The following is a 24588-nucleotide window of genomic DNA, read 5'->3' as shown; positions in this document are numbered from 1 at the left end:
ATCACTTCAACCCCTCAACAGCAGGGGCATTCCCCTTAATCACCCTTTTTAACGGCTTTTATTAAGCATAGACCTTGCTACGCGGGTTATAAGTCAGGGTGAGTTTTTTGCAATTGTTTGAAAAATAAAGCGTTCAGAAAAAAACATCGACCAGGGTGGTCAAAAAGGGAAAGATGTATAGAAAATGTCTATTTCACGGATAGGCAGTGGCGCGTGATTGTCGCAAAGAAAAAAACCCTTAAGGCTGTTCATCACAGCCTTAAGGGTTCCCGCCCCATCCGGCGCTTATCTCCGGCACTCGCAATGGCTTAGCTCTTGAAGGGGCTTTAAGAATATTCTCATATCGTCAGCGATCAGTTTTAACACTAATTGCGATCCGCGCATTTTGTATGGCGGATCAATTTCTTCAGTTTACTGAGAGTATGTCTTTCACCGCGTCGAGCAGCAGTCGTAGCCCCGCCGACTGGTGCGCGCGGGAAAGATACAAGCCGTACACCGGCAAAGGCCGGGGTTTATGCCTGGGCAGCAAAGGCACCAGCGCACCGCTTGTTAACCCTTCCCGCGCCTCTTTTTCCGGTATCAACGCCACGCCCATTCCTGCCAACGCCGCCTCGCCTAAAAGCGAGGAAATCCCGGCGCTGAGGTTACCTTTTATCGCGACAGAAACCGCCTCACCGCGGGCATCAAGAAAGCGCCAGGATTTCCCGGCAAACCCGCTGTAATAAAGGCAGTTATGACGGGTAAGGTCGTCCGGTGTTTGTGGCGTACCATGTTGCTTCAGATAAGCAGGCGATGCGCAAAGCACTGACTCACAGCTGCCAAGACGACGAGCGATAGTACCCGGCTCCGGCGCGTCGGTAATACGAATAGCGAGATCGATTCGTTCCCCAACCAGACTCACGGGCTGGTTATTAATCTCGACTTCAATCCGCAGATCCGGGTAGCGGGTTAAAAATGCTGGCAGTACCGGCGCAAGAATATGCATCGCCGTAAAATGGGCACAGGCGACACGCAAGGTTCCGGAAGGCATACCTCCCGCCGCAACCGCGCCAATGCCCTGAGAAAGCTGCGCCAACGTGCGGGTTTTTAGCAGGACCTCTTCGCCAGCAGGCGTGATGGTGAGCCTGCGTAAAGAACGGTGGATCAGTCGTGCGCCAGCCCATTTTTCCATTTCCTCAAGATAGCGGCTGACCATCGGTCTGGAAAGCCCGAGCGCTCGCGCCGCGGCGCTCATACTGCCTAAATCACAGATGTGATTAAATACCGTCGCCGCCATCACTCTGTCCACTTTACCTCCATCCGATCGTTTTATGAAACTCAGCATGTCCTGTTTAAGGAATTCTAACAGATCGGGATTGGCTTAAAATGCGTAGCCTTAAACAACACTTCATCTGCAAAAGGTTACTGTCATGAAAATAAAAACCCTGGCGGCACTGACGCTGCTCGCTTCACCGGTCTTTGCCGCCCCACTGCATCTTGAGGTGTATAACCCTCAGGAGAACGCCATTTTCCCGGTCTCTTCCACCCTGGTATCCGGACCAACGGAAGCCATTTTGTTTGATGCGCAGTTCAGCACTAAAGATGGCGAAAAATTACTTAAGATGATTCAGGCCAGCGGTAAGTCACTGAAAGCCGTGGTCATTACCTCGGGTGATCCGGACTTTTACTTCGGTCTTGAGCCGATTGTGAAAGCCTATCCTCAGGTAAAAGTGCTGGCGACGCCTGAAGTGGTCAAACATATTCAGGAAACAAAAGACGCAAAGCTGCAATACTGGGGACCGCAGATGAAGGACGGCGTGCCGAAAACCATCACCGTACCGCAGGTCACTACCGGGACGCGTTTTCACATTGACGGAGAAACACTGGAACTTCGCCATCCTGGCAACTATGCGGCTTATGTCTGGATCCCGGCAAATCGGGCGATTCTGGGCGGTACCGGCGTCGCGTCCGGGATCCACATCTGGACCGCTGACACTCAATCTGAAAAGCAACGTACGGCCTGGCGCGACGTGCTGAGCGAAATGCGCAGCCTGCAGCCGACTCAGGTGATCCCGGGTCATTACCTCGGCGCACGACCCGCCGGTGATACGGCGATCCGCTTTACCCAAAATTATCTGCAAACGTTTGAACACGCGCTGGAGGCGAAAAAAGGGTCAGCTTACGTTATCGAAACCGTAAAGGCCGCGTGGCCCGGGCTGGCAGATGAAAGCTCGCTGGCATTGAGCGCAAAGGTGAACAGTGGTGAAATGACGTGGTAATGGCGTTTATTCGTCGACAAAAAATAACCCCGACCAGAGGCCGGGGCATTCGCTATGAGGTACATCGCTGAATCAATGAACGCCAAGGCGCCAGGCAAAATAGATCTCTTCCTTCAGTTCAGTCGAAGAAAGCGTCAGTAAATCGGCAAACTCCAGCTCAAGCTGTTTCAGTCTTTTAAGGTATTGGGCTGGTGAGAGCTCGGTTTTATCACGACGTAAAAATTCAATTGCCAGTTGGGCCGGGTCTAATTGGCTGGTCATATCATCCTCGCTTATGGTCAAAACATGCACATTGTATCACTTTCCGCTGCGCAAATAATGACCAAAAGCAATATAGATCACATTTTTTTGGTGAAAACGTCACACAATAGCTGTCGTTAAGCGTGATGTGCAGCATAAACGCTGCTGCTCATCATAGATATCGATTTGCCAGACCTGATGGCGTGAACCGGTGTGTATCGCCCTACAGACCCCTTTCACGCGTCCTTCCCGGGCAGAACGAACATGGTTGGCGTTTATTTCCAGTCCGACCACTTTTTGTTCGCCCTCAGTGCAGAGATACCCGGCGACGGAGCCGATGCTTTCGGCCAGCACGACAGACGCACCGCCGTGCAGCAGACCAAACGGCTGCTTTGTTCGGCCGTCAACAGGCATAGAGGCTTCAAGCGTATCCGCGCCGATCTTTTCAAAGCGAATGTCCAGTAACCCAACCATGTTGCCCTCGCCCATTGCGTTGAGCGCGTCGAGTGTGACGTCACGTTTCCAGATCATCCCATTATCTCCAGTAGTGCCTGTACAGGATGGCGTACGCCCGTGCCTTCCACCCGCTTCACCTGGCTGCGGCAGGAATACCCCGTCGCCAGGCAGCGGTTACGGGGCAGTCGCTCCATCGCCTGATGCCAGGACAGTTCATAAATCCCCAGGGAACTGGCATGATTCTTTGCCTCATGCCCGTAAGTTCCGGCCATACCGCAGCAGCCGACGCTGACATTTTCCAGTTTCGCGCCAAAGCGAGCAAAAATTGACGCCCACTGCGCAGGCGCGCCGGGAAGCGCGGTGACCTCGGTACAGTGGCCAAAGAAGTACCACGGCTCGCCGCTGATTTCTCCCATAGACTTCGGGGCCAGCGCTGTCGCCAGCCACTCGTTGGCCAGCTGTACGTGAAAATCACCGCGCTGCTCGCCGAGCGCGAGCGTATATTCATCGCGGTAGCAAAGCACCAGCGCCGGATCGACCCCCACCATCGGCATCCCCAGTTGCGCCACACGGTTTAAAAACTCAGAGGTCTTTTTAGCCGTTTTCGCAAAACGGGTCAGGAAGCCTTTAATATGTTGTGCCTTACCGTTTGGCGAAAACGGCAGCAGTACCGGCTGGAAACCTAACTTTTCGATCAGGCGTACAAAATCCGCCACAACCCGAGCGTCGTAGTAACTGGTGAACGGATCCTGCACCACCAGCACTGTATTCGCTTTTTGCGTATCGCTAAGCGCCTCAAGCTGCTCAAGCGTCATGTTGGCCGAACGGTGTCCGACCATTTGCTGCTGCAACGACGGCGTCGACAGTAGCGGCAGATCCACCATGCCGATGTGTTTTGCCGACAGCTTGCGCACCAGCGGCTGGTTAATAAAGAAGTTGAAGGTCTTTGGCGCGCGCGCCATCAGCGGCGCATAGGTTTCTACTGTCGCCACCAGATGATCGCGCAGCGGACGTAAGTAGCGCGTATGGTAAAGCTGCAGGAAACGCGAACGGAATTCCGGTACGTCAATTTTGATCGGACACTGGGTCGAACAGGCTTTACAGGCCAGGCAGCCGGACATCGCCTCTTTGACTTCATGCGAGAAATCATATTCGCCCTTACCCGCGTGCCAGGTATTACGGGTCCGGGCGATCAGCGAGCGTAAGCTGGGACGTTTATTCGCCAGCGCAGTTTCGAGGCGCACCGGATCAACACCGCGATCCGCCAGCAAACGCAGCCACTCACGCACCAGGGTCGCTCGCCCTTTCGGTGAATGGATACGGTTGAGACTGATTTTCATCGACGGACACATCGGGCTTTTCGCATCGAAGTTAAAGCACAGTCCGTTTCCGTTGCACTCCATCGCCCCGCGCCAGGTTTGACGCACCGCCAGCGGGATCTGCCGGTCATACGTGCCGCGCTTGACGGCGTCCACTTTCATCATCGGCGCGTCCACGCCTTCCGGCGGACAGATTTTCCCCGGATTCAGGCGGTTCTGCGGATCAAATACCGCCTTCACTTTACGCAGTTCCGCATACAGCGCGTCGCCAAAAAACGCCGGGCTGTACTCGGCGCGAAACCCTTTGCCGTGCTCACCCCAGAGCAGGCCGCCATACTTCGCCGTCAGCGCCACCACTTCATCGGAGATTTGCTTCATCAGCACTTCCTGCTGCGGATCGCACATGTCCAGCGCCGGACGCACATGCAGAACGCCCGCGTCTACATGGCCAAACATGCCGTAGCTCAGACCGTGACCGTCGAGCAAGGCGCGAAACTCGGCAATGTAATCGGCAAGATGCTCCGGCGGTACGCAGGTATCTTCGGCAAATGGGATGGGTTTCGCCGCCCCTTTCGCGTTGCCCAGCAGACCCACCGCTTTTTTGCGCATCGCATAAATACGCTCTACGCCCGCCAGATCGGCGCAAAGCTGCCAGCCAATCACCCCGGCTTCTCCATGGGCGATTAATCCGTCCAGCCGCTCACACAGTGCCGCCACCTGGCCGTCAATTAGCGCTTCGTCGTCACCGGCGAATTCAACGATGTTCAGGCCAAGCATCTCTTTGTCCGGCACATCGGTGATTAATTCGCTTACCGAATGCCAGACGATATCTTCCCGTGCCAGGTTCAGCACTTTCGAGTCGACGGTTTCGACGGAAAGCGCTCTTGCCTCTACCATAAACGGCGCATTGCGCAGCGCGGAGTCAAAAGAGTCGTATTTGACGTTCACCAGTCGACGAACCTTCGGCAACGGCGTAATGTCCAGCCGGGCTTCGGTAATAAAGGCCAGCGTCCCTTCCGAACCGGTGAGAATTCGGGTCAGATCGAACTCGGTCATGTCGTCGTTAAAAACATGCCGTAAGTCGTAGCCGGTAAGAAAGCGGTTCAGTTTGGGGAAGTTATCCATGATAAGCTGGCGATTGTCGCGGCAGCGTTCAAGGACCGTGCGATAGATACGTCCAATGGTGGTATGACTTTCCCCCAACGTTTCCGCCAGCGCTACCGGCAGCGGCTGCGTGTCGAGAATATCGCCGCCCAGCAGCACAGCGCGTACGCCCAGAACGTGATCGGAGGTTTTTCCGTAGACCAGCGATCCTTGTCCGGAGGCATCGGTATTGATCATCCCGCCAAGGGTGGCCCGGTTGCTGGTTGAAAGCTCCGGAGCAAAGAAATAGCCGTACGGCTTGAGGACCTGGTTCAGTTGGTCTTTAATCACCCCCGCTTCGACCCGCACCCAACCTTCTTCCGGATTGATTTCAATGATCCGGCTCATGTAGCGGGACATGTCCACGATAATGCCCTGGTTCAACGCCTGTCCGTTGGTTCCGGTACCGCCGCCGCGCGGGGTAAACACCAGCGAGGTGAAACGCGGTTCGGCGGCCACTCGGGCTATCAGCGCCACATCCGCCGTTGAACGCGGGAAAACGACGGCATCGGGAAGAAGTTGATAAATACTGTTATCTGTCGACATCGTCAGACGATCGGCGTAGCTCGTTGCCGTATCGCCAGTAAACCCTTGTTGCTCCAGCTCTTGCAAAAAATTGAGCACCAGTTGAACGACGCCAGGTGCCTGAGAAATTTGTGGAATCATTATTCTGACCCTTTCCTGCGGTCTGTATTGTGAGGTTATCGTTTGCCTTGGTTGATTCATTTGTTGTATCACATTTTTTTCTTATACGCTCAACAGAAATACTGGCAGAATCCGCCTGTTAAAACGCGCTGAAACTGCGCATGATTATGTGATGCGTTTCGCGTGTTCACGTCGCGTCAACGTTCTGACGCACTACAAAGGTGAAAAGAGTTTATGGTCAATGTTCGTCAGCCCAGGGATATCGCGCAGGTGCTGCTGTCGGTGCTGTTCCTTGCCATCATGATTGTGGCGTGTCTCTGGATTGTTCAACCTTTTATTCTGGGCTTTGCCTGGGCCGGTACGATTGTTATCGCCACCTGGCCGGTTTTACTACGCTTGCAAAAATTACTCTGGGGCCGCCGTTCTCTGGCGGTGCTGGTCATGACGCTTTTACTGGTGTTGTTATTCGTCATTCCTGTCGCACTTCTGGTGAACAGTATCGTCGACGGTAGCGGCCCGCTGATCCACGCCATAACCGGTGGCGACATGACGTTGCCGGATCTCGCCTGGTTGAACAGCATTCCGCTGGTTGGCGCAAAACTGTATGCCGGGTGGCATAACCTGCTGGAGATGGGCGGCGCGGCGATCATGGCGAAGGTTCGTCCTTATATTGGCGCAACGACCACCTGGTTTGTCGGACAAGCGGCGCACATCGGCCGTTTTATGATGCATTGCGGACTGATGCTGTTGTTCAGCGCCCTGCTGTACTGGCGGGGTGAACAGGTGGCGTTGGGCATTCGTCATTTCGCCTGTCGTCTGGCAGCCAAACGCGGCGACGCGGCCGTGCTGCTCGCCGCACAAGCGATCCGCGCGGTGGCGCTGGGCGTGGTGGTCACCGCTCTGGTTCAGGCGGTGTTGGGCGGGATTGGCCTGGCGATTTCCGGCGTACCGTATGCGACGTTGCTGACGGTGGTGATGATCCTCTCCTGCCTCGTCCAGCTTGGCCCGCTTCCGGTATTGATTCCGGCCATTATCTGGCTTTACTGGAGCGGCGACACCACCTGGGGAACCGTATTGTTGGTATGGAGCTGCGTGGTAGGTACGCTTGATAACGTCATCCGCCCTGTGCTGATTCGTATGGGCGCGGATTTACCGCTTATTCTGATCCTTTCTGGCGTTATTGGCGGCCTGATCGCCTTCGGCATGATTGGCCTGTTTATCGGCCCGGTTCTGCTGGCGGTTACCTGGCGACTGTTCTCCGCGTGGGTACATGAAGCGCCACCGCCAACGGATGAGCCAGAAGAAATCCTCGAAGAACTGGCGGAGATTGACGATCTCAACAAGTAACTCTCTTTCGGGCGACAGATGTCGCCCGAATGTTTAGTATTGCTTATTAATAGGCTGCTGAATTTTTCACATCTCCCCTATTACGGCTTCCGCTCTCCGGGTTTCTGTCGCAAATTCTTTACAGTTTTTAAACTATTGAGACGAATCTGATCGACGCTAAAACGTCGCATGCCCTACTATTAGCTCACGGTTATAGATCAACACATTGATTTATAAGCATGGAAATCCCCTGAGTGAAACAACGAATTGCTGTGTGTAGTCTTTGCCCATCTCCCACGATGGGCTTTTTTTTAACCATGATTCACTTCACACCGGCTCAACATCCGCCAGTTCTCTGGCATGACTCGCGTTTCGCCCGAGACGTTCACCGTCGCGCTTTCCCAGATCCTGGCGGAGGAATTGCCGATCATCAGCTCAAACTCGCCTGGCTCGACCACTCGTTTGCCGTCCCTGCGGGTAAAATTGAGCATATCGACAGGCACATAAAAGGTTAGCGTCGCCCGTGCGCCAGCATCCAGCTCTACGCGCTGAAAGGCTTTCAGTTCTTTTATCGGCCTGACCATGGAAGCCACTTTGTCGCGAACGTAGAGTTGTATCACCTCGCTTCCCCTGCGTATCCCATCGTTGCTTACAGTGACCGCAATCGCGATTTCGCCATCCATTCCCACCGCCGGGGTCAACAGAGTGACGGCTTCACTGGAAAACTCGCCCCAGCCCTTACCATAGCCAAAGGGATAGCGGGAACCAAAATGAAAGGCAAACGGTGTTCCGCCACTTTTCAACTTGTGATTGTAATAATATGGCATAGCGCCCGCGCTCTTCGGCACGCTCACCACCAGTCTTCCCTGTGGTTCAGCGCGTCCGGTCAACACGTCGGCGATGGCCCATCCCCCTTCCTGACCCGGCGCCCAGGCCATTAGCAATGCAGCGATCTTATCCTCCAACCCCTGCAGGTTGTAAGGTCTGCCACCGGTCATCACGACCACCACGGGTTTTCCGGTCGCCACCAGCGCCTCGAGCAACTGCTGCTGAACACCGGGCAGAGTAAGACTATCAGTATCGGACCCTTCACCTACCGTGCCGCTCTGAAACAGGCCAGCCAGATCGCCAACGCAGGCAATCACCACTTCACTCCGTTGGGCCGCGCTCACTGCGTCTGGAATAAGGGACGTGTCGAACGAAACGGGCGAGGCCTGCATTGGCTTACCGCTGCTGTCGCCCGGAAATACGGGAGCGCCTGCCAGCCGTTTTTCAATGATATGACACCCTTTGGCATACAGCACAGCGTCTTCACCGTAATAGCAACGCAGCGCGGCAAGGGGTGTGGTCACCTGCGCAGTCTTATCCATCTCATCGCTAATGATCAGATGCACCGGGAAGCTGTAGCCGCTGAGCAACGCCAGCGGGTCGTCTGCCGTTGGGCCCACTACCGCAATTCGCGGCTGCCCCTGCAACGGCAGGATGCCGTTATTTTCCAGCAGGGTCAGCGAACGGGTTGCCACTTCCCGGGCAATCTGGCGCGTCCCGGCGGACTGTAACGCAAGCGCCGTTTCATCAGCATAAGGCTGTTCAAACAGGCCCAGGCGGAATTTTTCCGTCAGAATGCGCGAAACGATTTCATCAATTTTCGCCATACCGATCAGTCCCCGTTCAACCGCCTCCGCCAGATGGCGGGCGCAGTCGTCTTTTGGCAGCTCCACATCCAGTCCGGCATTAAAGGCCAGCGCCGCCGATTCCGCCGCATCGTGAGAAACGCCATGATGCTGATGCAATAAACTTACGCCGCCATAATCCGCCACGATAATGCCGTCAAATCCCCATTGCTCACGTAGCAGCATGGTAAGCAAAAAAGCGTCGCTGTGACCGGGTTGATTATCAATGTCATGGTAGGCGGGCATCACAGAGCCTGCATTGGTCAGCTTCACGGCCATTTCGAAGGGAAGCAGGAACGTATCGTTCAGTTCACAGAAGCCCAAATGTACCGGCGCATGGTTACGGGCCCCTTCGCTGAAGGAGTGACCGACATAATGCTTCAGGGTGGCTAACAGATCGCGCTTTTCGCCCTGTAACCCTGCGACATACGCGCAGCCCATCACGCCAACCAGCCAGGGATCTTCGCCAAAAGTCTCTTCGGTTCTTCCCCACCGCACATCGCGTGAAACATCCAGAACCGGCGCCAGTCCTTGCCGGCAGCCCGTCGCGCGCGCTTCAAGGCCGATCTGCCGGGCCGCGCGCCTCACCAGTTCGGGATCCCACGTCGATCCGTAATTGAGCGATGAAGGAAACAGTGTGGCGCCCTTACACAGCATTCCAACCAGACACTCTTCATGAAACAACGCCGGAATACCCAGCCGCGTTTCTTCTACAAGCATTTTCTGTAAGCGGTTTGCGGCGCGTACCCCTGTTTTCGCGTCAACAATATGCGTACCCAGTGGACGCGTTATCTGCCCGACGCCGATCTTCAGTCGCTCATTCAACGCCGCCTGTTTACTCACGCCGGCAAACTCATCGCTCATATCGCTACGCTCCTGATGATGGCCCTCCTCCGACAGCACCAGCCAGTAAGCGTGCATCTGGGCAAATTTTTCTTCCGGCGTCATACGTCCCAGCAGGTCGGCGACACGCGCCTGTACCGGGCGATTTGCATCCTTATAGATCATCCTGGTTTACTCCTGTATCGCGTTATTCAGAGCGGAAGAGGACAGACTCTCCCCTGCGTTGTTGAGGTCGCGCTTCCGCGCCATCCCCAGGAGCGCACTGGCCATATCGCCAAGACCGTAACCGATTTTATCGCGGGCAGAGAGAACAGAGGTTATTGTCATTGTTGTGCCTTAATGTCAGAAAATACACCATTAACCAGGAATATCATTAACACTGCCGAACACGTTGCAGAATTCAGTATTGGAGGGAGAAGAAAAGGTCACAATTGCGGAAATAAACAGCGTTATTACGTTATTTGGTTAATGTGAGCTGCCGCACTACAGCGCCGAAAGCGCGACGCTTTCTTCCTTTTTCCTTCGCGATAGCGAATAATCATTGGCGCCTTTATCGCACGACGGGCGAAGGGGCTGTGGCCTGGCGGATCGGGTTCCGTAATTGATAAAAGGTATTTAATGAAAACCGTAACCGTAAAAAACCTTGTGATTGGCGAAGGAATGCCAAAAATTATCGTGTCGCTGATGGGCAAAGATATCGACAGCGTGCGTTCCGAGGCGCAGGCCTATCGCGACGCGCAGTTTGATATCCTTGAGTGGCGCGCCGACCATTTTACAGCCATCACCGAAAAAAACGCGGTTCTTGACGCGCTCAGCGCTATCCGTGACGCGCTTCCTGACACGCCGCTGCTGTGTACCTTCCGCAGCGCGCAAGAAGGCGGTGAGCAGGCGATCTCTACCGAAGCGTATGTCGCACTGAACCAGACTTTCATAGACAGTGGGCGCGTGGATATGATTGACGTGGAACTGTTCACTGGCGATGTCCAGGTACAACGCCTGGTCACCCATGCCCATGCGCGAGATATACGGGTGGTGATGTCTAATCATGATTTTAATAAGACGCCCGCCGCTGAAGAGATTATCCAGCGTTTACGCAAAATGCAGGCGCTGGACGCCGACATTGCCAAAATCGCCGTGATGCCGCAAAGCACGCGGGATGTGTTGACACTGCTCAGTGCGACGCTGGAGATGCACGAACGCTATGCAGATCGGCCTTTGATTACGATGTCGATGGCAAAAGACGGTGTGATTTCACGTCTGGCGGGAGAAACGTTTGGATCCGCCGCGACGTTTGGCGCGGTGAAAAAAGCCTCGGCGCCGGGGCAGATTTCGGTGCAAGACCTGCGCACCGCGTTAACCATTTTGCACAATGCCTGAGCAGGAATTGTGCCTGTTACGGATGGCGGCGAACCGCCATCCGACTTCCGTTTACTTCTTCAGTTCGGCCAGACTCAGCCAGGTCTGAACGACGGTGTCCGGGTTCAGCGACAGGCTGTCGATCCCTTCTTCCATCAGCCAGGCGGCAAAGTCTTCATGGTCGGACGGTCCCTGACCGCAAATGCCGACGTATTTACCCTGCTTCTTCGCTGCGCGAATCGCCATCGACAGCAGTGCTTTCACCGCATCGTTACGCTCATCAAACAGCTCAGACACCACCCCGGAGTCACGATCCAGACCCAGCGCCAGCTGCGTCATGTCGTTTGAACCGATGGAGAAGCCGTCAAAGTATTGCAGGAACTGCTCTGCCAACAGGGCGTTGGAAGGGATCTCGCACATCATGATGATCTTAAGCCCGTTCTCGCCGCGCTTCAGTCCCTGACGTTCCAGCTCCTCCACTACCGCTTTCGCCTGTTCAACGGTCCGGACGAACGGAATCATGATCTCAACGTTGGTCAATCCCATGTCGTTACGTACGCGTTTCACCGCTTCACATTCCAGCGCGAAGCAGTCACGGAAACTATCCGACACGTAACGGCCTGCGCCGCGGAAGCCCAGCATCGGGTTCTCTTCATCCGGCTCATAGCGCTCGCCGCCGACCAGGTTCGCGTATTCGTTAGACTTAAAGTCCGACAGGCGCACGATGACGCGCTTCGGATAAAACGCCGCCCCCAGCGTGGCGATGCCTTCCGTCAGGCGGCCCACGTAGAATTCACGCGGGGAATCAAAGCCCTTCATCATCCCGCGGATTTCGTTCTGAAGCGCGGCGTCCTGATCGTCAAACTCCAGCAACGCGCGGGGATGCACGCCAATCATGCGGTTAATGATAAATTCCAGACGCGCAAGGCCAACGCCTTCGTTGGGCAGGCAGGCGAAGTCAAAAGCGCGATCCGGGTTACCCACGTTCATCATCACCTTCAGCGGCAGATCCGGCATCGTATCGACGCTGGAACTTTTCACGCTGAAGTCGAGCAAATCAGCATACACATAGCCGGTGTCGCCTTCAGCGCAGGAAACAGTCACCTTTTCGTCATCCTTCATGCGCTCGGTAGCATCACCGCAGCCAACGACCGCCGGGATCCCCAGTTCGCGGGCAATGATCGCCGCGTGACAGGTTCGACCGCCGCGGTTGGTAACAATAGCCGCGGCTTTTTTCATGATCGGTTCCCAGTCCGGGTCGGTCATGTCGGTGACCAGCACGTCGCCGGGCTGGATGCGGTTCATCTCACTGATGTCATGGATGACTTTCACTGTACCCGCACCGATGCGGTGACCAATGGCGCGGCCTTCGGCGATGATTTTGCCCTGCGCGTGAAGCGTGTAGCGCTCCATCACCTGACCACGGGAGCGTACAGTTTCCGGGCGCGCCTGTACGATAAACAGCTTGCCGGTGTGACCGTCTTTCGCCCACTCGATGTCCATCGGACGACCATAGTGTTTCTCGATCTGCACCGCCTGCTTCGCCAGTTCCTGTACTTCCTCATTCGTCAGAGAGAAAACGTCACGCTGTTCCTGCGGCACATCCTCGATAGTGACCTGCTTGCCATGCTCCTGAGTCGGCGCATAGATCATGCGAATTTTTTTCGAGCCCATGGTACGACGCACAATCGCCGGGCGGTTTGCCGCCAGCGTCGGTTTATGCACGTAGAATTCATCCGGGTTCACCGCGCCCTGCACTACCATCTCGCCAAGCCCCCAGGCGGAAGTGATGAACACCACCTGATCGAATCCGGATTCAGTATCAATGGAGAACATTACCCCGGACGAAGCGAGATCGGAACGCACCATCCGCTGAACGCCCGCAGAGAGCGCCACGCCACGGTGGTCATACCCCTGATGGACGCGATATGAAATTGCGCGATCGTTAAACAGCGAAGCAAAGACGTGCTTCACCGCCACCAGTACTGCATCAAAGCCCTGGACGTTGAGGAAGGTTTCCTGCTGGCCGGCAAACGAGGCGTCCGGCATATCTTCCGCCGTCGCCGAGGAGCGCACGGCAAAAGAAGCCTGGTCGTCATCCGCAGAAAGCTGTGCGTAAGCATCGCGGATGGCGTTTTCCAGCTCTGGCTGGAAAGGAGTGTCGATAATCCACTGGCGGATCTGCGTACCTGCCTTCGCCAGCGCGGAGACATCATCAATATCCGTTTTATCCAGCAGTTCATAAATGCGCTGGTTTACACCGCTTTGGTCGAGAAACTGATTAAACGCATCGGCGGTTGTGGCAAAACCATTCGGCACGGAAACACCCATACCGGAAAGGTTAGTAATCATTTCACCCAGGGAGGCATTTTTGCCCCCAACTCTGTCTACATCATTCATGCCGAGTTGGTTATACCAAAGCACCAGCGGTGACGAGCCATTGTTGGACATCGAACAATCCTTTTGTGATAAATGAACGAGTATAGGAAACGCTTAACTGCATATTTATCTTTGCATACTTAACCGGATGAAAAAAACGGTGAATCGTTCAAGCAAATATATTTTTTATTTTTTCGGACAGTTTACCCGTTTGCGCAAACCCGCGTACGACATGGGATCTCCACAGAAATTGTCGGTATAAACATCCGTTCCATAAAATGAAATGCGCTTTTCATAAAATATAAAAATAGCATTTCATTTTATAATTCGGGCGCAATTTCCTACGCTTTAGGATAATTTTAATTTATGCTTTCAGAGAATTATCGCTGCTATTCAGGAAGGACAAAATGGATAATGCTGTAGATCGTCATGTCTTTTATATATCCGATGGAACGGCGATCACCGCCGAAGTGTTAGGCCATGCGGTGATGTCACAATTCCCGGTCACGATTAGCAGCATTACGCTGCCGTTTGTTGAAAATGAAAGCCGCGCTCGCGCGGTGAAAGATCAAATCGACGCGATTTTCCAGCAAACGGGCGTGCGGCCACTGGTGTTTTATTCCATCGTCTTACCCGAAATTCGCGCCATCATTCTGCAAAGTGAAGGCTTTTGCCAGGACATTGTGCAGGCGCTGGTTGCGCCGCTACAGCAGGAGATGAAGCTCGATCCCACGCCGATTGCCCATCGTACTCACGGGCTGAATCCTGGCAACCTGAACAAGTACGACGCGCGCATCGCGGCGATTGATTACACCCTCGCCCACGATGACGGTATTTCGTTGCGCAACCTCGATCAGGCACAGGTAATTCTGCTCGGCGTCTCCCGCTGCGGCAAAACGCCGACGAGTCTTTATCTGGCGATGCAGTTTGGTATCCGCGCGGCAAACTACCCCTTTATTGCTGACGATATGGATAATCTGATGTTGCCCGCATCGCTGAAACCCCTTCAGCATAAGCTGTTCGGCCTGACGATTGAGCCTGAGCGTCTGGCGGCGATTCGCGAAGAGCGCCGTGAAAACAGCCGCTATGCCTCACTGCGCCAGTGCCGCATGGAGGTTGCCGAAGTGGAAGCCCTTTACCGTAAGAACCACATCCCCTGCCTGAACAGTACCAACTACTCGGTAGAAGAAATTGCCACCAAGATCCTTGATATTATGGGGCTGAATCGCCGCATGTACTAATAAACTAGTTCACTGGTTTTGTTTTTTTGCTATGATGCCGTTCTGCTTGCGGGGTGTGACACACCTCGCACTTGAATTCGGCAGAGATTGGTTTAAGGTTGTGCCCATCACTTCCCGGCCCCTGCCGTAGAAGCACTCCATTTCTGAGAAAAGTCATGAACAGAACCGATGAACTGCGTACCGCGCGGATAGACAGTCTGGTAACGCCCGCTGAACTTGCGCACCGGCATCCCGTTTCCGCCGCCGTCGCCCGTCACGTTACCGACGCCCGCCGCCGGATTGAAAAAATTTTGAATGGCGAAGATCGCCGCCTGCTGGCCATTGTCGGTCCCTGCTCGATCCACGATCTTGACGCCGCCATGGAATATGCCACCCGCTTGCAGACGTTGCGTGACAAGCATCAGGCGCGTCTGGAAATCGTCATGCGCACCTATTTTGAAAAACCACGCACCGTCGTGGGCTGGAAGGGTCTGATTTCCGATCCCGACCTCAACGGCAGCTACCGTGTGAATCACGGCCTTGAGCTGGCGCGCAAGCTGCTGCTCCAGGTGAATGAGCTGGGCGTCCCCACCGCCACGGAATTTCTGGATATGGTGACCGGACAATTTATTGCCGACCTGATTAGCTGGGGGGCGATCGGCGCGCGAACCACAGAAAGCCAGATCCACCGCGAGATGGCCTCGGCGCTCTCCTGCCCGGTGGGCTTTAAAAATGGCACTGACGGCAATACGCGGATCGCGGTGGACGCTATTCGCGCCTCCCGCGCCAGCCATATGTTCCTGTCACCGGATAAAACCGGTCAGATGACCATTTATCAGACCAGCGGCAACCCGTACGGCCATATCATCATGCGTGGCGGGAAGAAGCCGAACTATCACGCGGACGATATCGCCGCCGCCTGCGATACGCTACATGAATTCGACCTGCCCGAACATCTGGTCGTCGATTTCAGCCACGGTAACTGTCAGAAACAGCATCGTCGTCAATTGGACGTTTGCGATGATGTTTGCCAACAGATCCGTAATGGCTCTACGGCCATCGCCGGGATTATGGCGGAAAGTTTCTTGCGTGAAGGCACGCAAAAAATCGTCAGCGGACAACCGCTGGTTTACGGTCAGTCAATTACCGATCCCTGCCTGAACTGGGAAGATACCGAACGGCTGCTCGATAAACTCGCCTCGGCGGTAGACACCCGCTTCTGACCTCCCCTTGCCCATTCCCCCCGGAATGGGCGCTTGCTCGCATTTTTTCGCTCCTCCCCTGATTTATCACTTGTCGTCGCCGGGTATATTATTGATAATAATAATCATTGTTACATTAATTATTATTAATTCACGCGCAATGTCATCTATGGATACCTTTGACTCTTCTCACCCTAAGGAAAGAGAAAGCATCGCCCCTTCTCACACGCCGCTTCGCAAAATCAGTAGCCAGAACCTGCTGGGAGAAGACGGTAAAGTTATCATTGATCATAATGGACAAGAATACTTGCTGCGCAAAACGCAGGCGGGGAAATTATTACTGACCAAGTAATGGCAAACGCCCGACACGTTTTGCGTATACGGGCGATTTAGCCGTTAGCTGGAACAACTGATCTCCAGTCGCCGTCCCCAGTCTGGCGGGCGGTGGGTATAGTCGTCGTTACGGTCGTTGAAAGGATGGCGCAGTACGTCATGTAAACGATGTAGCTCGTCCATCTCCCCCTTTTCTGCCGCATCGATGGCCCGCTGCGCGAGCCAGTTACGCAAGACGACAGCGGGATTCACGCTCTGCATCGACGCCTGGCGGGTGGCATCATCTACGCCGTCTAGTTGCAGACGTGTTCGGTAATGCGTGTACCAGGCGTCGAACGCGTCACGATCGATAAACTCATCGCGCAGCGGTGAAGTGGCACTCCGCTGTTCGGTGACGCTTAACATACGGAACGTTCGGCTGTAATCGGTTTTTTCACGCGCCATCAGTCCAAACAACGCATTCAACAGCTCGTTATCTTCTTTCTGTTCACTCAAAAAGCCGAGCTTCTGACGCATCCGCTGACCATAGCGCGTTAACAATGCCTGCTGATAGGTATCCAGCGCCTCATTCAGCGCATCAACGCGAATAAACGGCGACAGGCTCTGGGCGAGGCGCTGGAGGTTCCACAGCCCCACCGCAGGCTGATTGTCAAAGCGGTAACGCCCCTGGTGATCGGAATGGTTACAGATAAACCCCGGGTCGTAATCATCCAGAAAACCGAACGGACCATAGTCCATCGTCAGTCCCAGAATCGACATGTTATCGGTATTCATCACACCATGCGCAAAGCCAACTGTTTGCCAGTCAGCGATAAGCGTCGCGGTACGGCTCACCACATCCCGGAACCAAAGGACATATTTGTCGTTCTCGTCACGCAGATGCGGCCAATAATGGCGAATGGCGAAGTCGGCAAGTTGCTGAACCTTTTCTGGCTCACGGCGATAATAAAAATGTTCAAAATGGCCGAAGCGCATATGACTTTGCGCCACACGTACCAGCATTGCGCCAGCTTCCACCGTCTCGCGATAAACCGGTGTGTCGCTGGTGACGATGGTGAGCGCCCGGGTAGTTGGAATGCCCAAATAGTGCATCGCTTCGCTGGCGAGGCTTTCACGAATGGTTGAGCGCAGCACTGCACGCCCGTCGCCCATACGTGAATACGGCGTCAGGCCCGCCCCCTTAAGATGCCAGTCCACGGTGCTGCCATCGGCGAGTAACTGTTCGCCAAGCAGAATGCCACGCCCGTCGCCGAGCTGCCCGGCCCATACGCCGAACTGATGGCCACTGTACACTTGCGCCAGCGGCGACATACCGGGCAGCAACGTCTCGCCCCCCCATACGCCTGCGGGACGGTCGGTACTGAACAGCGCAGCAGGAATATTCAGCTGTTGGGCCAGGGCGTCGTTATGCCATATCAGCCGGGAATGGGTCAGCGGCGTCGGAGAAAGTGCGGTATACGTTGCCGGCAATTCATCATGCCAGCGGGCTGTAAAAGACAGGGTCATAGGGCCTCCTGTCTGTAGTGTAGTCGGTTAACGCCATCCTAAACACCAGCAAACCGAGGGGTTATCCCTGAATTAAGCGGGTCACCTGATCCGCCGTGACGGCAGGCCACAGCGCGCCCTGCATCCCACCGAAACCAAAAGGCGTGATGCGTGTCAGCAGTTCCTCGCTATCGATCCCGGCTATCAACAAAGAGTCGCAATAAGGCGAAATTTGCGTCACGATTGCCCGCATAAAGGGATCGAATGAAAGGCTCATTGCGCGTCGCTGCACAAAACCACGGTCGAGGGCGACACGTTTAAATAATCCCTCAAATATGGCTTTCGTCGAACTCTCCCCGGCGCCAAAGTTGGCAAGTACCAGGGGGAAACGTTCGGCCAGGGCGGCAAGCGCCGGATCCGCTTTCCCTGCCGCGAGTGCGGGAAAACTTTCATTAAGGGTGAGTTCAATAAATGAAAAACGTTTGATGGCCTGCAACCGTGACGTATTGATTAATAATAACGGTACGATTGCCGGGGTGATATTAATCCATGCGATCAGTTTATGCTGAATAAAAAAGTGTTGGCAGGTTTCCAGTAGCGCCAGTTTTTCTGCAAATAACTGGCACTGTTCGTCAGGCGAAAGTCGCGGTAATACCAGTTCTGTCGGAAAGCGCACCTTGCCGTCATCGCTGACAAAGTTCGCGGTCACTTCCAGACCGATAAGTTTTCGTTGTACATTTCGGGCGGGGAGAAAATAAAGTTCAGAATGATAAATATTATCCAGCGTGACGTCCATCAGGTCCGCCCCTCAGTCAGGGAGTGATACGGCAACCTGATACAAAGGACGTGAACGCACGTCTTTTCTGCTGCTAACGGGGAAACGTTCATCATGTCCTTTTTACCCGGAATCCGGTTCCTTTGTATTCGGCTAGCGATATTATATACGCTAATTCAGTTTTATTCTTTTTTCTGTAATAACCGGAGAGTATACCGTTAATGACAGCCAGGCATTAACGGCGTCAGATTCGTCGCGCCTGCCAAAAGTTTTTTCGCCAGTAGACATTATCCAACGATGATCGCATCACGCCACGGCTGGTGGAAGCATGAATAAACTGACCGTCGGTATCGTAAATACCCACATGCAACCCGCTGTCCCCTGAACCGGTTTTAAAAAAGACGAGGTCGCCTGGCAGCAGGTCGTCTTTATCAATTTTGGTGCCAATTTTGGCCTGTTGCCGCGTATCGCGCGGCAGCTGTAGCGCGAATTGATCGCGCATCGTCATGAGGACAAATCCGGAACAATCGACGCCGCGACGGCTCATCCCGCCATAACGATACGGCGTACCGCGCCACGTCCGAAGCTGATCGTTTAGCCCGGCTATCACGGTTATGGAGTCTGAAAGCCGGGCGTTTGGCGGCGGCGCCCGGTGGCTACTGCATCCTGCCAGAACCAGTGCTGTAAAAAGAAGAAACCAGAAACGCATTCAGGACGAATCCTCTGTTTTTTTATTCTTGTACCAATTTAGCGGGTATTTGCCCCGTTTTTCAAGACGCCGTGTCGTTTAGGTCGTGGAAATAAGCATTCGGTGGCCCTCAATGTCCAGACGGCGGAAATTCAGACCGTAAGCGCGCGCCAGATTCGCCGGGGTCATGACCTCATCGCGCGGTCCGCTGGCGAGCAGTTTCCCTCCCTTAAGCAACCAGGCTCGATGCGCATGACGCAGCGTATGATTGAGATCGTGGCTGCTCATCACAATGGCGATGCCCTGCTCGCACAGGGCGCTCAGAATACGATCCAGCGCATTCTGCTGCGCGACGTCAAGACTGTTCATGGGCTCGTCCAGCAGCAGCAATTGTCCCTGCGGATTGGTTTCCGGGGCAATTTGCAGGATAACCGCGGCCAGACGTACGCGCTGCCATTCCCCGCCCGAAAGCTGATTCGCATTTCGTCCGAGCTTATCTTCCAGCCCCAGCGACCCCGCCACCTGCTGAAGCTGATGAGTATGCGATTTGTCAGCCTGATGCAGCGTCAGAAAATGCCATACCGGCATTGCAAAAGGAGGATTCTGTTGCTGCGCCAGATATGCCCGATGGCGCGCCAGCCTGTTCGCGGGCCAGGACGCCAGCGCTTCGCCGCCAAATTTGATATGACCTGAGCCGGTGGTAAGTCCCGCCATACGCGCCAGCAACGTACTTTTTCCGGCGCCATTTGGCCCCACAAGGTGAAGGATCTCCCCGGCGCGAACTTCCGCACTCAGTGGGCCAAGCCGGGTGGTGTCGGCGACATCCTGTAGCTGCATCAGTGAAGACATTATTTTGCCAGTGCGATTTTGATACTTTCCATTACGATAGGATCTTCAGGCGTCATATCAGGTGAAAAACGCTGGACCACCTTTCCGTCCCTGCCCACGAGAAATTTTTCGAAATTCCATAAAATATCGTCCGGATAAAGCGGCGCGCGTCCTTTGCTTGCCATGCGCTCATAGAAGCCGCTGTTTTCCGGGGCCACTGCGGTTGGCGCAGCGGCAATCAGTTTCTGGTACAGGGGATGCCGTCCTTCACCGTTAACCTCAATTTTACTGAACATCGGAAACGTCACGCCCCATGTCGCGGCACACCAGGTTTTGATCTCTTGTTCGCTGCCTGGCTCCTGGCCGAGAAACTGATTGCACGGGAATCCCAGCACCAGAAACCCCCGGTCAGCCCAGGCTTTCTGAATATTCTCCAGTTGCTCGTACTGCGGCGTCAGCCCGCATTTAGAGGCCACGTTGACCACCAGCAGCACATTACCGGCATATTTCTCCAACGAGATAACGTCCCCATCAATCGTCGTGACTTCAGTATTCAGAATCGAGTCTTGCATAGCGTCTCCATAAAGTGAGTGATTTCAATGCCAGCTTTTAAGCATAGTTCGTCATGCAAGGTCTATCGTCCAGCTTTCAACAGTAACCAGATAAAGACCGGCGCGCCAAGCGTGGCGGTGACGACGCCGATAGGCAGCTCGGCGGAAGCCAGCGCCAGACGCGCAACCACATCGGCCAGCAATAGCGCAATGGCGCCTGCCAGCGCGCAACCGGGCAGAAGCACGCGATGATCGGTTAATCCGCATAACCGTAAAATATGCGGGATCACCAGACCAATAAAACCAATCGCCCCTGCCAGCGCGACGCTCACGCCAACCATCCAGCCTGTCGCCACCACCAGCAGATTACGCCAAAACCACAGCGGTAATCCCAATTGGCGGGCCGAGATTTCGCCCAGCGCCAGCATATTCATAGGCTGGGACTGACAGCAGATCCAGAGCAGAACCGGCACCAGCGCCAGCATCAGCCATAACTGTCCCCAGTCCACGCCGCCAAATCCCCCCATCATCCAGTACATCAACTGGCGAAGATCAAAAGAGGTAGAAAAATAGATGGCCCAGGTCATCAGGGCGCTGCAGATAATTCCCAGCGCGACCCCGGCAAGCAGCAGGCGGCTGGTGGAGAGATGGCGGCGAGCAAAGCGCAGGAGAATCAGTGTGATGATCAGTGCCCCGGCAATGGCGCAAAGACCTAACGACCACTGCGGCAACGTTCCCTGACCCAACAGAACAGCTGCAATCAGTCCAACGCCAGCGCCATTCGACACGCCCAGCAATCCTGGCTCCGCAAGAGGGTTTTCGAATAAAGCCTGCATCACCGCGCCGGAGAGCGCCAGCGCAGCACCCACCAACAGCACCGCCAGGGTACGCGGCAGGCGGATCTGCCAGACAAACAGTTCACCACGCGGGGTCAGCCAGTCAGCAGGCCAAATCCACTGTTCTCCCGCACACAGGCTTAAAAGCAGCGCCAGTACCATCAGTACTGTAAGACTCAGGAGCCAGCGTACATTCTGTCGCTGTTGTTGACGGGCAAAAGTCAGCATGTTTTCCATTCAGCTGCAAAGGATGTGATTGATTCTACGGTGCCGCGCGAGGACAGAAAAGAAAAAAGGCCGCATTGCGGCCTTTTTTGTTATTTAAGACGGTTCTGATCACTCGTCTTTGGGCGAAGCGTTTTCAACCCGGCTCTTTAACTTCTGTCCGGGTCTGAAGGTCACCACGCGCCTTGCTGTAATGGGAATATCTTCACCCGTTTTCGGGTTACGTCCCGGACGTTGATTCTTATCACGCAGATCGAAATTACCAAAACCAGAGAGTTTTACCTGCTCACCGTTTTCCAGAGCACGACGGATCTCTTCGAAAAACAGTTCGACCAGTTCTTTGGCATCCCGCTTGCTAAGCCCAAGCTTATCAAACAGATATTCTGACATTTCAGCTTTTGTAAGCGCCATAGGTTCAATCCCTCAATGATGCCTGGAATCGCTCTTTTAATGCCTCTACACATTTGGCGACGGTAGCGGCAATCTCCTCTTCTTCGAGTGTACGGCTGGTATCCTGAAGGATCAGGCTAATGGCGAGGCTCTTATACCCCTCCGCAACACCCTTACCACGGTACACGTCAAATAAGTTTACGCCAACTACCTGATTTACGCCAACTTTCTTACATTCGGATAAAACATCTGCAGCGGGAACGTTTTCTGCGACCACCACGGCGATGTCGCGGCGGTTTGCCGGGAAGCGAGAAATCTCACGCGCCTGAGGCACCACGCGGTCTGCAAGCTTGTTCCACTCCAGTTCAAACACCAGCGTACGCCCGTTGAGATCGAGCTTACGTTCCAGCTCCGGATGAACAACGCCAATGAAACCAATGCGTTCACCTTTCAGATAAATCGCTGCAGACTGTCCCGGATGCAGCGCCGGATTCGCTTCGGCTTTGAACTGCACATCGCCGAGCTTACCGGTGAGATCCAGCACGGCTTCCAGATCGCCTTTCAAATCATAGAAATCAACGGTCTCTTTTGCCAGGTTCCAGTGTTCATCGTAACGGTTGCCGCAGATAACGCCAGCCAGCATCAGGTCCTGTCGAATCCCAAGGTTCGCCTGGGTGTCCGGCACGAAGCGCAGACCGCTTTCAAAGATGCGCACGCGGTTCTGTTGACGATTCTGGTTATACACTACCGTGGCTAACAGCCCGATCCACAGCGACAGACGCATCGCGGACATGTCGACAGAAATGGGGCTTGGCAGCAGCAGCGCTTCTTCAGCCGGGTGAATCAACTGTTGTACTTTTGGATCCACAAAGCTGTAGGTAATAACTTCCTGATAGCCTTTGTCGTTGAGCAACGTTTTCACGCGTTTAAGCGACAAATCCGCTTCACGGTGCGTTCCCATGATCAGACCAGCCTGAACCGGTTCGTCAGGAATATTGTTGTAGCCGTACACGCGTGCGACTTCTTCTACCAGATCTTCTTCGATCTCCATGTCGAAGCGCCAGCTCGGCGCAACGGCCTGCCACTCGCCCTCGCCTTCGGTTACTTCGCAACCGAGACGACGCAGAATATCGCTGACCTGTTCGTCGGCAATATGATGGCCAATCAGGCGATCCAGCTTGCTCCGGCGCAGAGTGATCGTGGCGCGCTTCGGCAGCGTCGCATCGTTCGTCACGTCAATAACCGGACCAGCCTCACCGCCGCAAATGTCGATCAGCAGGCGGGTCGCACGCTCCATCGCTTTATACTGCAAAGCCGGATCGACGCCGCGCTCATAGCGATGAGAGGCATCGGTGTGCAGGCCATGACGACGCGCGCGGCCAGTGATCGACAGCGGGCTGAAGAAAGCACATTCCAGCAGCACATTTTGCGTTTCATCGTTCACGCCGGAATGCTCGCCGCCGAAAATACCGCCCATGGCCAAGGCCTTATGGTGGTCGGCAATAACCAGCGTGTCCGCGCTCAGCGTCGCTTCGCTCCCGTCCAGCAGCACCAGGGTTTCGCCTTCTTTCGCCATCCGGACAACAATACCGCCTTCAATGCGATCTTTGTCGAAAGCATGCATTGGCTGGCCCAGTTCGAGCAGCACATAGTTAGTGACGTCAACCACCGCGTCGATGGAGCGAATACCACAACGACGCAGTTTTTCCTTCATCCACAGCGGTGTAGGCGCTTTAACGTTGATGCCTTTCACCACTCGACCCAGATAGCGCGGGCATGCGTCGGCCGCTTCTACGGTAATCGGCAGCACATCGCTGACGGTCGCCGCCACCGGAGCAATTTCAGGCTCAACCAGCGGCGCTTTATTCAGTACCGCCACGTCGCGGGCGACGCCAATGATGCCTAAACAGTCGGCACGGTTGGGCGTTACGCTAATTTCGATGGTGTTATCATCGAGTTTCAGGTATTCGCGAATATCGGTTCCGATCGGCGCATCCGCGGGCAGTTCGATAATGCCGCTATGGTCGTCGGAAATGCCCAGTTCAGAGAATGAACACAGCATCCCTTCGGACGGTTCGCCACGCAGTTTTGCCGCTTTAATTTTGAAGTCGCCCGGCAGCACCGCGCCAATTGTCGCGACCGCCACTTTGAGCCCCTGACGGCAGTTTGGCGCCCCGCAAACAATATCCAGCAGACGATCGCCGCCCACGTTCACTTTTGTTACGCGCAGTTTGTCTGCATTCGGGTGCTGGCCGCACTCAACCACTTCACCAACAACCACGCCGTTAAACGCGCCAGCCACCGCTTCAACACCGTCAACTTCCAGGCCGGCCATGGTGATTTGATTCGACAGCGCGTCGCTGTCGATTGCCGGGTTAACCCACTCGCGTAACCACAGTTCACTGAATTTCATTATG

Annotated in this window: 21 protein-coding genes and 1 other RNA gene; 7 read left to right on the top strand and 15 right to left on the bottom strand. The window is 54.8% G+C overall.

The window, feature by feature from the left end:
* Positions 1-406: 406 nt before the first annotated feature.
* Positions 407-1288: a LysR family transcriptional regulator gene (locus tag OOJ60_RS03715; RefSeq protein ID WP_233470871.1), complete on the bottom strand. Its 882-nt coding sequence runs from the start codon at positions 1286-1288 to the stop codon at positions 407-409.
* Between the two features lie 121 nt (positions 1289-1409).
* Between OOJ60_RS03715 and OOJ60_RS03710 the strand changes: the two genes are divergently transcribed.
* Complete coding sequence (locus OOJ60_RS03710; protein ID WP_205611955.1) at positions 1410-2258, top strand: Vmh family MBL fold metallo-hydrolase; 849 nt, start codon at positions 1410-1412, stop codon at positions 2256-2258.
* A gap of 72 nt (positions 2259-2330) precedes the next feature.
* On the opposite strand, the gene OOJ60_RS03705 is transcribed toward OOJ60_RS03710, so the two are convergent.
* The 3 genes from OOJ60_RS03705 to ydiJ all read right to left on the bottom strand — a co-directional run bounded on the left by OOJ60_RS03705 (position 2331) and on the right by ydiJ (position 6082).
* A complete protein-coding gene (locus tag OOJ60_RS03705) occupies positions 2331-2519 on the bottom strand; it encodes a YdiH family protein (protein ID WP_042282711.1) in 189 nt (62 codons plus the stop codon).
* 99 nt (positions 2520-2618) lie between these two features.
* Positions 2619-3029 (bottom strand): 1,4-dihydroxy-2-naphthoyl-CoA hydrolase, encoded by a 411-nt coding sequence (gene menI / locus OOJ60_RS03700; RefSeq protein WP_060569676.1) that lies wholly within the window; start codon positions 3027-3029, stop codon positions 2619-2621.
* Positions 3026-6082, bottom strand: a complete 3057-nt coding sequence (ydiJ, locus tag OOJ60_RS03695) for a D-2-hydroxyglutarate dehydrogenase YdiJ (RefSeq protein ID WP_205611954.1) — start codon at positions 6080-6082, stop codon at positions 3026-3028. Before ydiJ ends, menI begins: the two co-directional genes overlap by 4 nt.
* Positions 6083-6295: 213 nt before the next feature.
* On the opposite strand from ydiJ, the gene ydiK reads away from it, so the two are divergent.
* Together ydiK and rprA are read left to right on the top strand one after the other, a co-directional pair.
* Entirely contained in the window at positions 6296-7408 is a 1113-nt protein-coding gene (ydiK, locus tag OOJ60_RS03690) for an AI-2E family transporter YdiK (RefSeq protein WP_205611953.1), read from the top strand.
* 186 nt (positions 7409-7594) lie between these two features.
* Positions 7595-7702, top strand: an RNA gene (gene rprA / locus OOJ60_RS03685) — antisense sRNA RprA.
* Here rprA and OOJ60_RS03680 read toward each other — a convergent pair.
* Positions 7699-10068, bottom strand: a complete 2370-nt coding sequence (locus OOJ60_RS03680) for a glycoside hydrolase family 3 N-terminal domain-containing protein (RefSeq protein WP_205611952.1) — start codon at positions 10066-10068, stop codon at positions 7699-7701. The two genes, rprA and OOJ60_RS03680, sit on opposite strands and share 4 nt — an antisense overlap.
* A 6-nt stretch (positions 10069-10074) precedes the next feature.
* Positions 10075-10230, bottom strand: a complete 156-nt coding sequence (locus tag OOJ60_RS03675) for a hypothetical protein (RefSeq protein WP_157449579.1) — start codon at positions 10228-10230, stop codon at positions 10075-10077.
* A 291-nt stretch (positions 10231-10521) separates the two neighbouring features.
* Between OOJ60_RS03675 and aroD the strand changes: the two genes are divergently transcribed.
* Positions 10522-11280 carry a type I 3-dehydroquinate dehydratase gene (gene aroD / locus OOJ60_RS03670; protein WP_200033101.1) on the top strand — a complete coding sequence of 253 codons (759 nt, stop codon included), beginning with the start codon at positions 10522-10524 and terminating at the stop codon, positions 11278-11280.
* 51 nt (positions 11281-11331) lie between these two features.
* On the opposite strand, the gene ppsA is transcribed toward aroD, so the two are convergent.
* Positions 11332-13710 carry a phosphoenolpyruvate synthase gene (gene ppsA / locus OOJ60_RS03665; protein ID WP_042287426.1) on the bottom strand — a complete coding sequence of 793 codons (2379 nt, stop codon included), beginning with the start codon at positions 13708-13710 and terminating at the stop codon, positions 11332-11334.
* A gap of 335 nt (positions 13711-14045) precedes the next feature.
* Here ppsA and ppsR point away from each other — a divergent pair, with 335 nt between their 5' ends.
* The 3 genes from ppsR (at position 14046) to hemP (ending at position 16412) form a co-directional block, all read left to right on the top strand.
* Positions 14046-14879, top strand: a complete 834-nt coding sequence (ppsR, locus tag OOJ60_RS03660) for a posphoenolpyruvate synthetase regulatory kinase/phosphorylase PpsR (protein ID WP_042287427.1) — start codon at positions 14046-14048, stop codon at positions 14877-14879.
* A 155-nt stretch (positions 14880-15034) separates the two neighbouring features.
* Positions 15035-16081 carry a 3-deoxy-7-phosphoheptulonate synthase AroH gene (gene aroH / locus OOJ60_RS03655; RefSeq protein WP_205611951.1) on the top strand — a complete coding sequence of 349 codons (1047 nt, stop codon included), beginning with the start codon at positions 15035-15037 and terminating at the stop codon, positions 16079-16081.
* A 139-nt stretch (positions 16082-16220) separates the two neighbouring features.
* Complete coding sequence (gene hemP / locus OOJ60_RS03650; protein ID WP_199957342.1) at positions 16221-16412, top strand: hemin uptake protein HemP; 192 nt, start codon at positions 16221-16223, stop codon at positions 16410-16412.
* A gap of 44 nt (positions 16413-16456) precedes the next feature.
* Here the strand turns inward: hemP and selO are convergent, their stop codons facing one another.
* From selO to pheT, 8 genes are all read right to left on the bottom strand, one after another.
* Positions 16457-17899 (bottom strand): protein adenylyltransferase SelO, encoded by a 1443-nt coding sequence (selO, locus tag OOJ60_RS03645; protein WP_205611950.1) that lies wholly within the window; start codon positions 17897-17899, stop codon positions 16457-16459.
* 61 nt (positions 17900-17960) lie between these two features.
* Positions 17961-18674, bottom strand: coding sequence for an EAL domain-containing protein (locus OOJ60_RS03640; RefSeq protein WP_042287437.1), 714 nt, complete (start codon positions 18672-18674; stop codon positions 17961-17963).
* Positions 18675-18897: 223 nt separating this feature from the next.
* Complete coding sequence (locus OOJ60_RS03635) at positions 18898-19362, bottom strand: C40 family peptidase (RefSeq protein ID WP_042287438.1); 465 nt, start codon at positions 19360-19362, stop codon at positions 18898-18900.
* Positions 19363-19440: 78 nt separating this feature from the next.
* Positions 19441-20190, bottom strand: coding sequence for a vitamin B12 ABC transporter ATP-binding protein BtuD (btuD, locus tag OOJ60_RS03630; protein ID WP_205611949.1), 750 nt, complete (start codon positions 20188-20190; stop codon positions 19441-19443).
* Complete coding sequence (locus OOJ60_RS03625) at positions 20190-20741, bottom strand: glutathione peroxidase (RefSeq protein ID WP_042287441.1); 552 nt, start codon at positions 20739-20741, stop codon at positions 20190-20192. Before OOJ60_RS03625 ends, btuD begins: the two co-directional genes overlap by 1 nt.
* A gap of 62 nt (positions 20742-20803) precedes the next feature.
* The gene (btuC, locus tag OOJ60_RS03620) at positions 20804-21784 is read right to left on the bottom strand and encodes a vitamin B12 ABC transporter permease BtuC (RefSeq protein ID WP_205611948.1); all 981 of its coding nucleotides are present in this window, start codon (positions 21782-21784) and stop codon (positions 20804-20806) included.
* A 108-nt stretch (positions 21785-21892) separates the two neighbouring features.
* The gene (ihfA, locus tag OOJ60_RS03615) at positions 21893-22192 is read right to left on the bottom strand and encodes an integration host factor subunit alpha (RefSeq protein ID WP_001229265.1); all 300 of its coding nucleotides are present in this window, start codon (positions 22190-22192) and stop codon (positions 21893-21895) included.
* Positions 22193-22196: 4 nt separating this feature from the next.
* Positions 22197-24584 carry a phenylalanine--tRNA ligase subunit beta gene (gene pheT / locus OOJ60_RS03610; RefSeq protein WP_205611947.1) on the bottom strand — a complete coding sequence of 796 codons (2388 nt, stop codon included), beginning with the start codon at positions 24582-24584 and terminating at the stop codon, positions 22197-22199.
* Between the last annotated feature and the right edge of the window lie 4 nt (positions 24585-24588).

The organism is Citrobacter sp. R4, assembly GCF_026719175.1.
Lineage (GTDB): Bacteria > Pseudomonadota > Gammaproteobacteria > Enterobacterales > Enterobacteriaceae > Citrobacter_A > Citrobacter_A sedlakii.
This window is presented reverse-complemented; position numbering and strand designations above follow the sequence as displayed.

Bases quoted from the DNA above. Each gene is read 5' to 3' on its own strand.
- OOJ60_RS03710 (WP_205611955.1), top strand. From the start codon at position 1,410: ATGAAAATAAAAACCCTGGCGGCACTGACGCTGCTCGCTTCACCGGTC.
- OOJ60_RS03705 (WP_042282711.1), bottom strand. From the start codon at position 2,519: ATGACCAGCCAATTAGACCCGGCCCAACTGGCAATTGAATTTTTACGT.
- menI (WP_060569676.1), bottom strand. From the start codon at position 3,029: ATGATCTGGAAACGTGACGTCACACTCGACGCGCTCAACGCAATGGGC.
- ydiJ (WP_205611954.1), bottom strand. From the start codon at position 6,082: ATGATTCCACAAATTTCTCAGGCACCTGGCGTCGTTCAACTGGTGCTC.
- ydiK (WP_205611953.1), top strand. From the start codon at position 6,296: ATGGTCAATGTTCGTCAGCCCAGGGATATCGCGCAGGTGCTGCTGTCG.
- OOJ60_RS03680 (WP_205611952.1), bottom strand. From the start codon at position 10,068: ATGATCTATAAGGATGCAAATCGCCCGGTACAGGCGCGTGTCGCCGAC.
- OOJ60_RS03675 (WP_157449579.1), bottom strand. From the start codon at position 10,230: ATGACAATAACCTCTGTTCTCTCTGCCCGCGATAAAATCGGTTACGGT.
- aroD (WP_200033101.1), top strand. From the start codon at position 10,522: ATGAAAACCGTAACCGTAAAAAACCTTGTGATTGGCGAAGGAATGCCA.
- ppsA (WP_042287426.1), bottom strand. From the start codon at position 13,710: ATGTCCAACAATGGCTCGTCACCGCTGGTGCTTTGGTATAACCAACTC.
- ppsR (WP_042287427.1), top strand. From the start codon at position 14,046: ATGGATAATGCTGTAGATCGTCATGTCTTTTATATATCCGATGGAACG.
- aroH (WP_205611951.1), top strand. From the start codon at position 15,035: ATGAACAGAACCGATGAACTGCGTACCGCGCGGATAGACAGTCTGGTA.
- hemP (WP_199957342.1), top strand. From the start codon at position 16,221: ATGTCATCTATGGATACCTTTGACTCTTCTCACCCTAAGGAAAGAGAA.
- selO (WP_205611950.1), bottom strand. From the start codon at position 17,899: ATGACCCTGTCTTTTACAGCCCGCTGGCATGATGAATTGCCGGCAACG.
- OOJ60_RS03640 (WP_042287437.1), bottom strand. From the start codon at position 18,674: ATGGACGTCACGCTGGATAATATTTATCATTCTGAACTTTATTTTCTC.
- OOJ60_RS03635 (WP_042287438.1), bottom strand. From the start codon at position 19,362: ATGCGTTTCTGGTTTCTTCTTTTTACAGCACTGGTTCTGGCAGGATGC.
- btuD (WP_205611949.1), bottom strand. From the start codon at position 20,190: ATGTCTTCACTGATGCAGCTACAGGATGTCGCCGACACCACCCGGCTT.
- OOJ60_RS03625 (WP_042287441.1), bottom strand. From the start codon at position 20,741: ATGCAAGACTCGATTCTGAATACTGAAGTCACGACGATTGATGGGGAC.
- btuC (WP_205611948.1), bottom strand. From the start codon at position 21,784: ATGCTGACTTTTGCCCGTCAACAACAGCGACAGAATGTACGCTGGCTC.
- ihfA (WP_001229265.1), bottom strand. From the start codon at position 22,192: ATGGCGCTTACAAAAGCTGAAATGTCAGAATATCTGTTTGATAAGCTT.
- pheT (WP_205611947.1), bottom strand. From the start codon at position 24,584: ATGAAATTCAGTGAACTGTGGTTACGCGAGTGGGTTAACCCGGCAATC.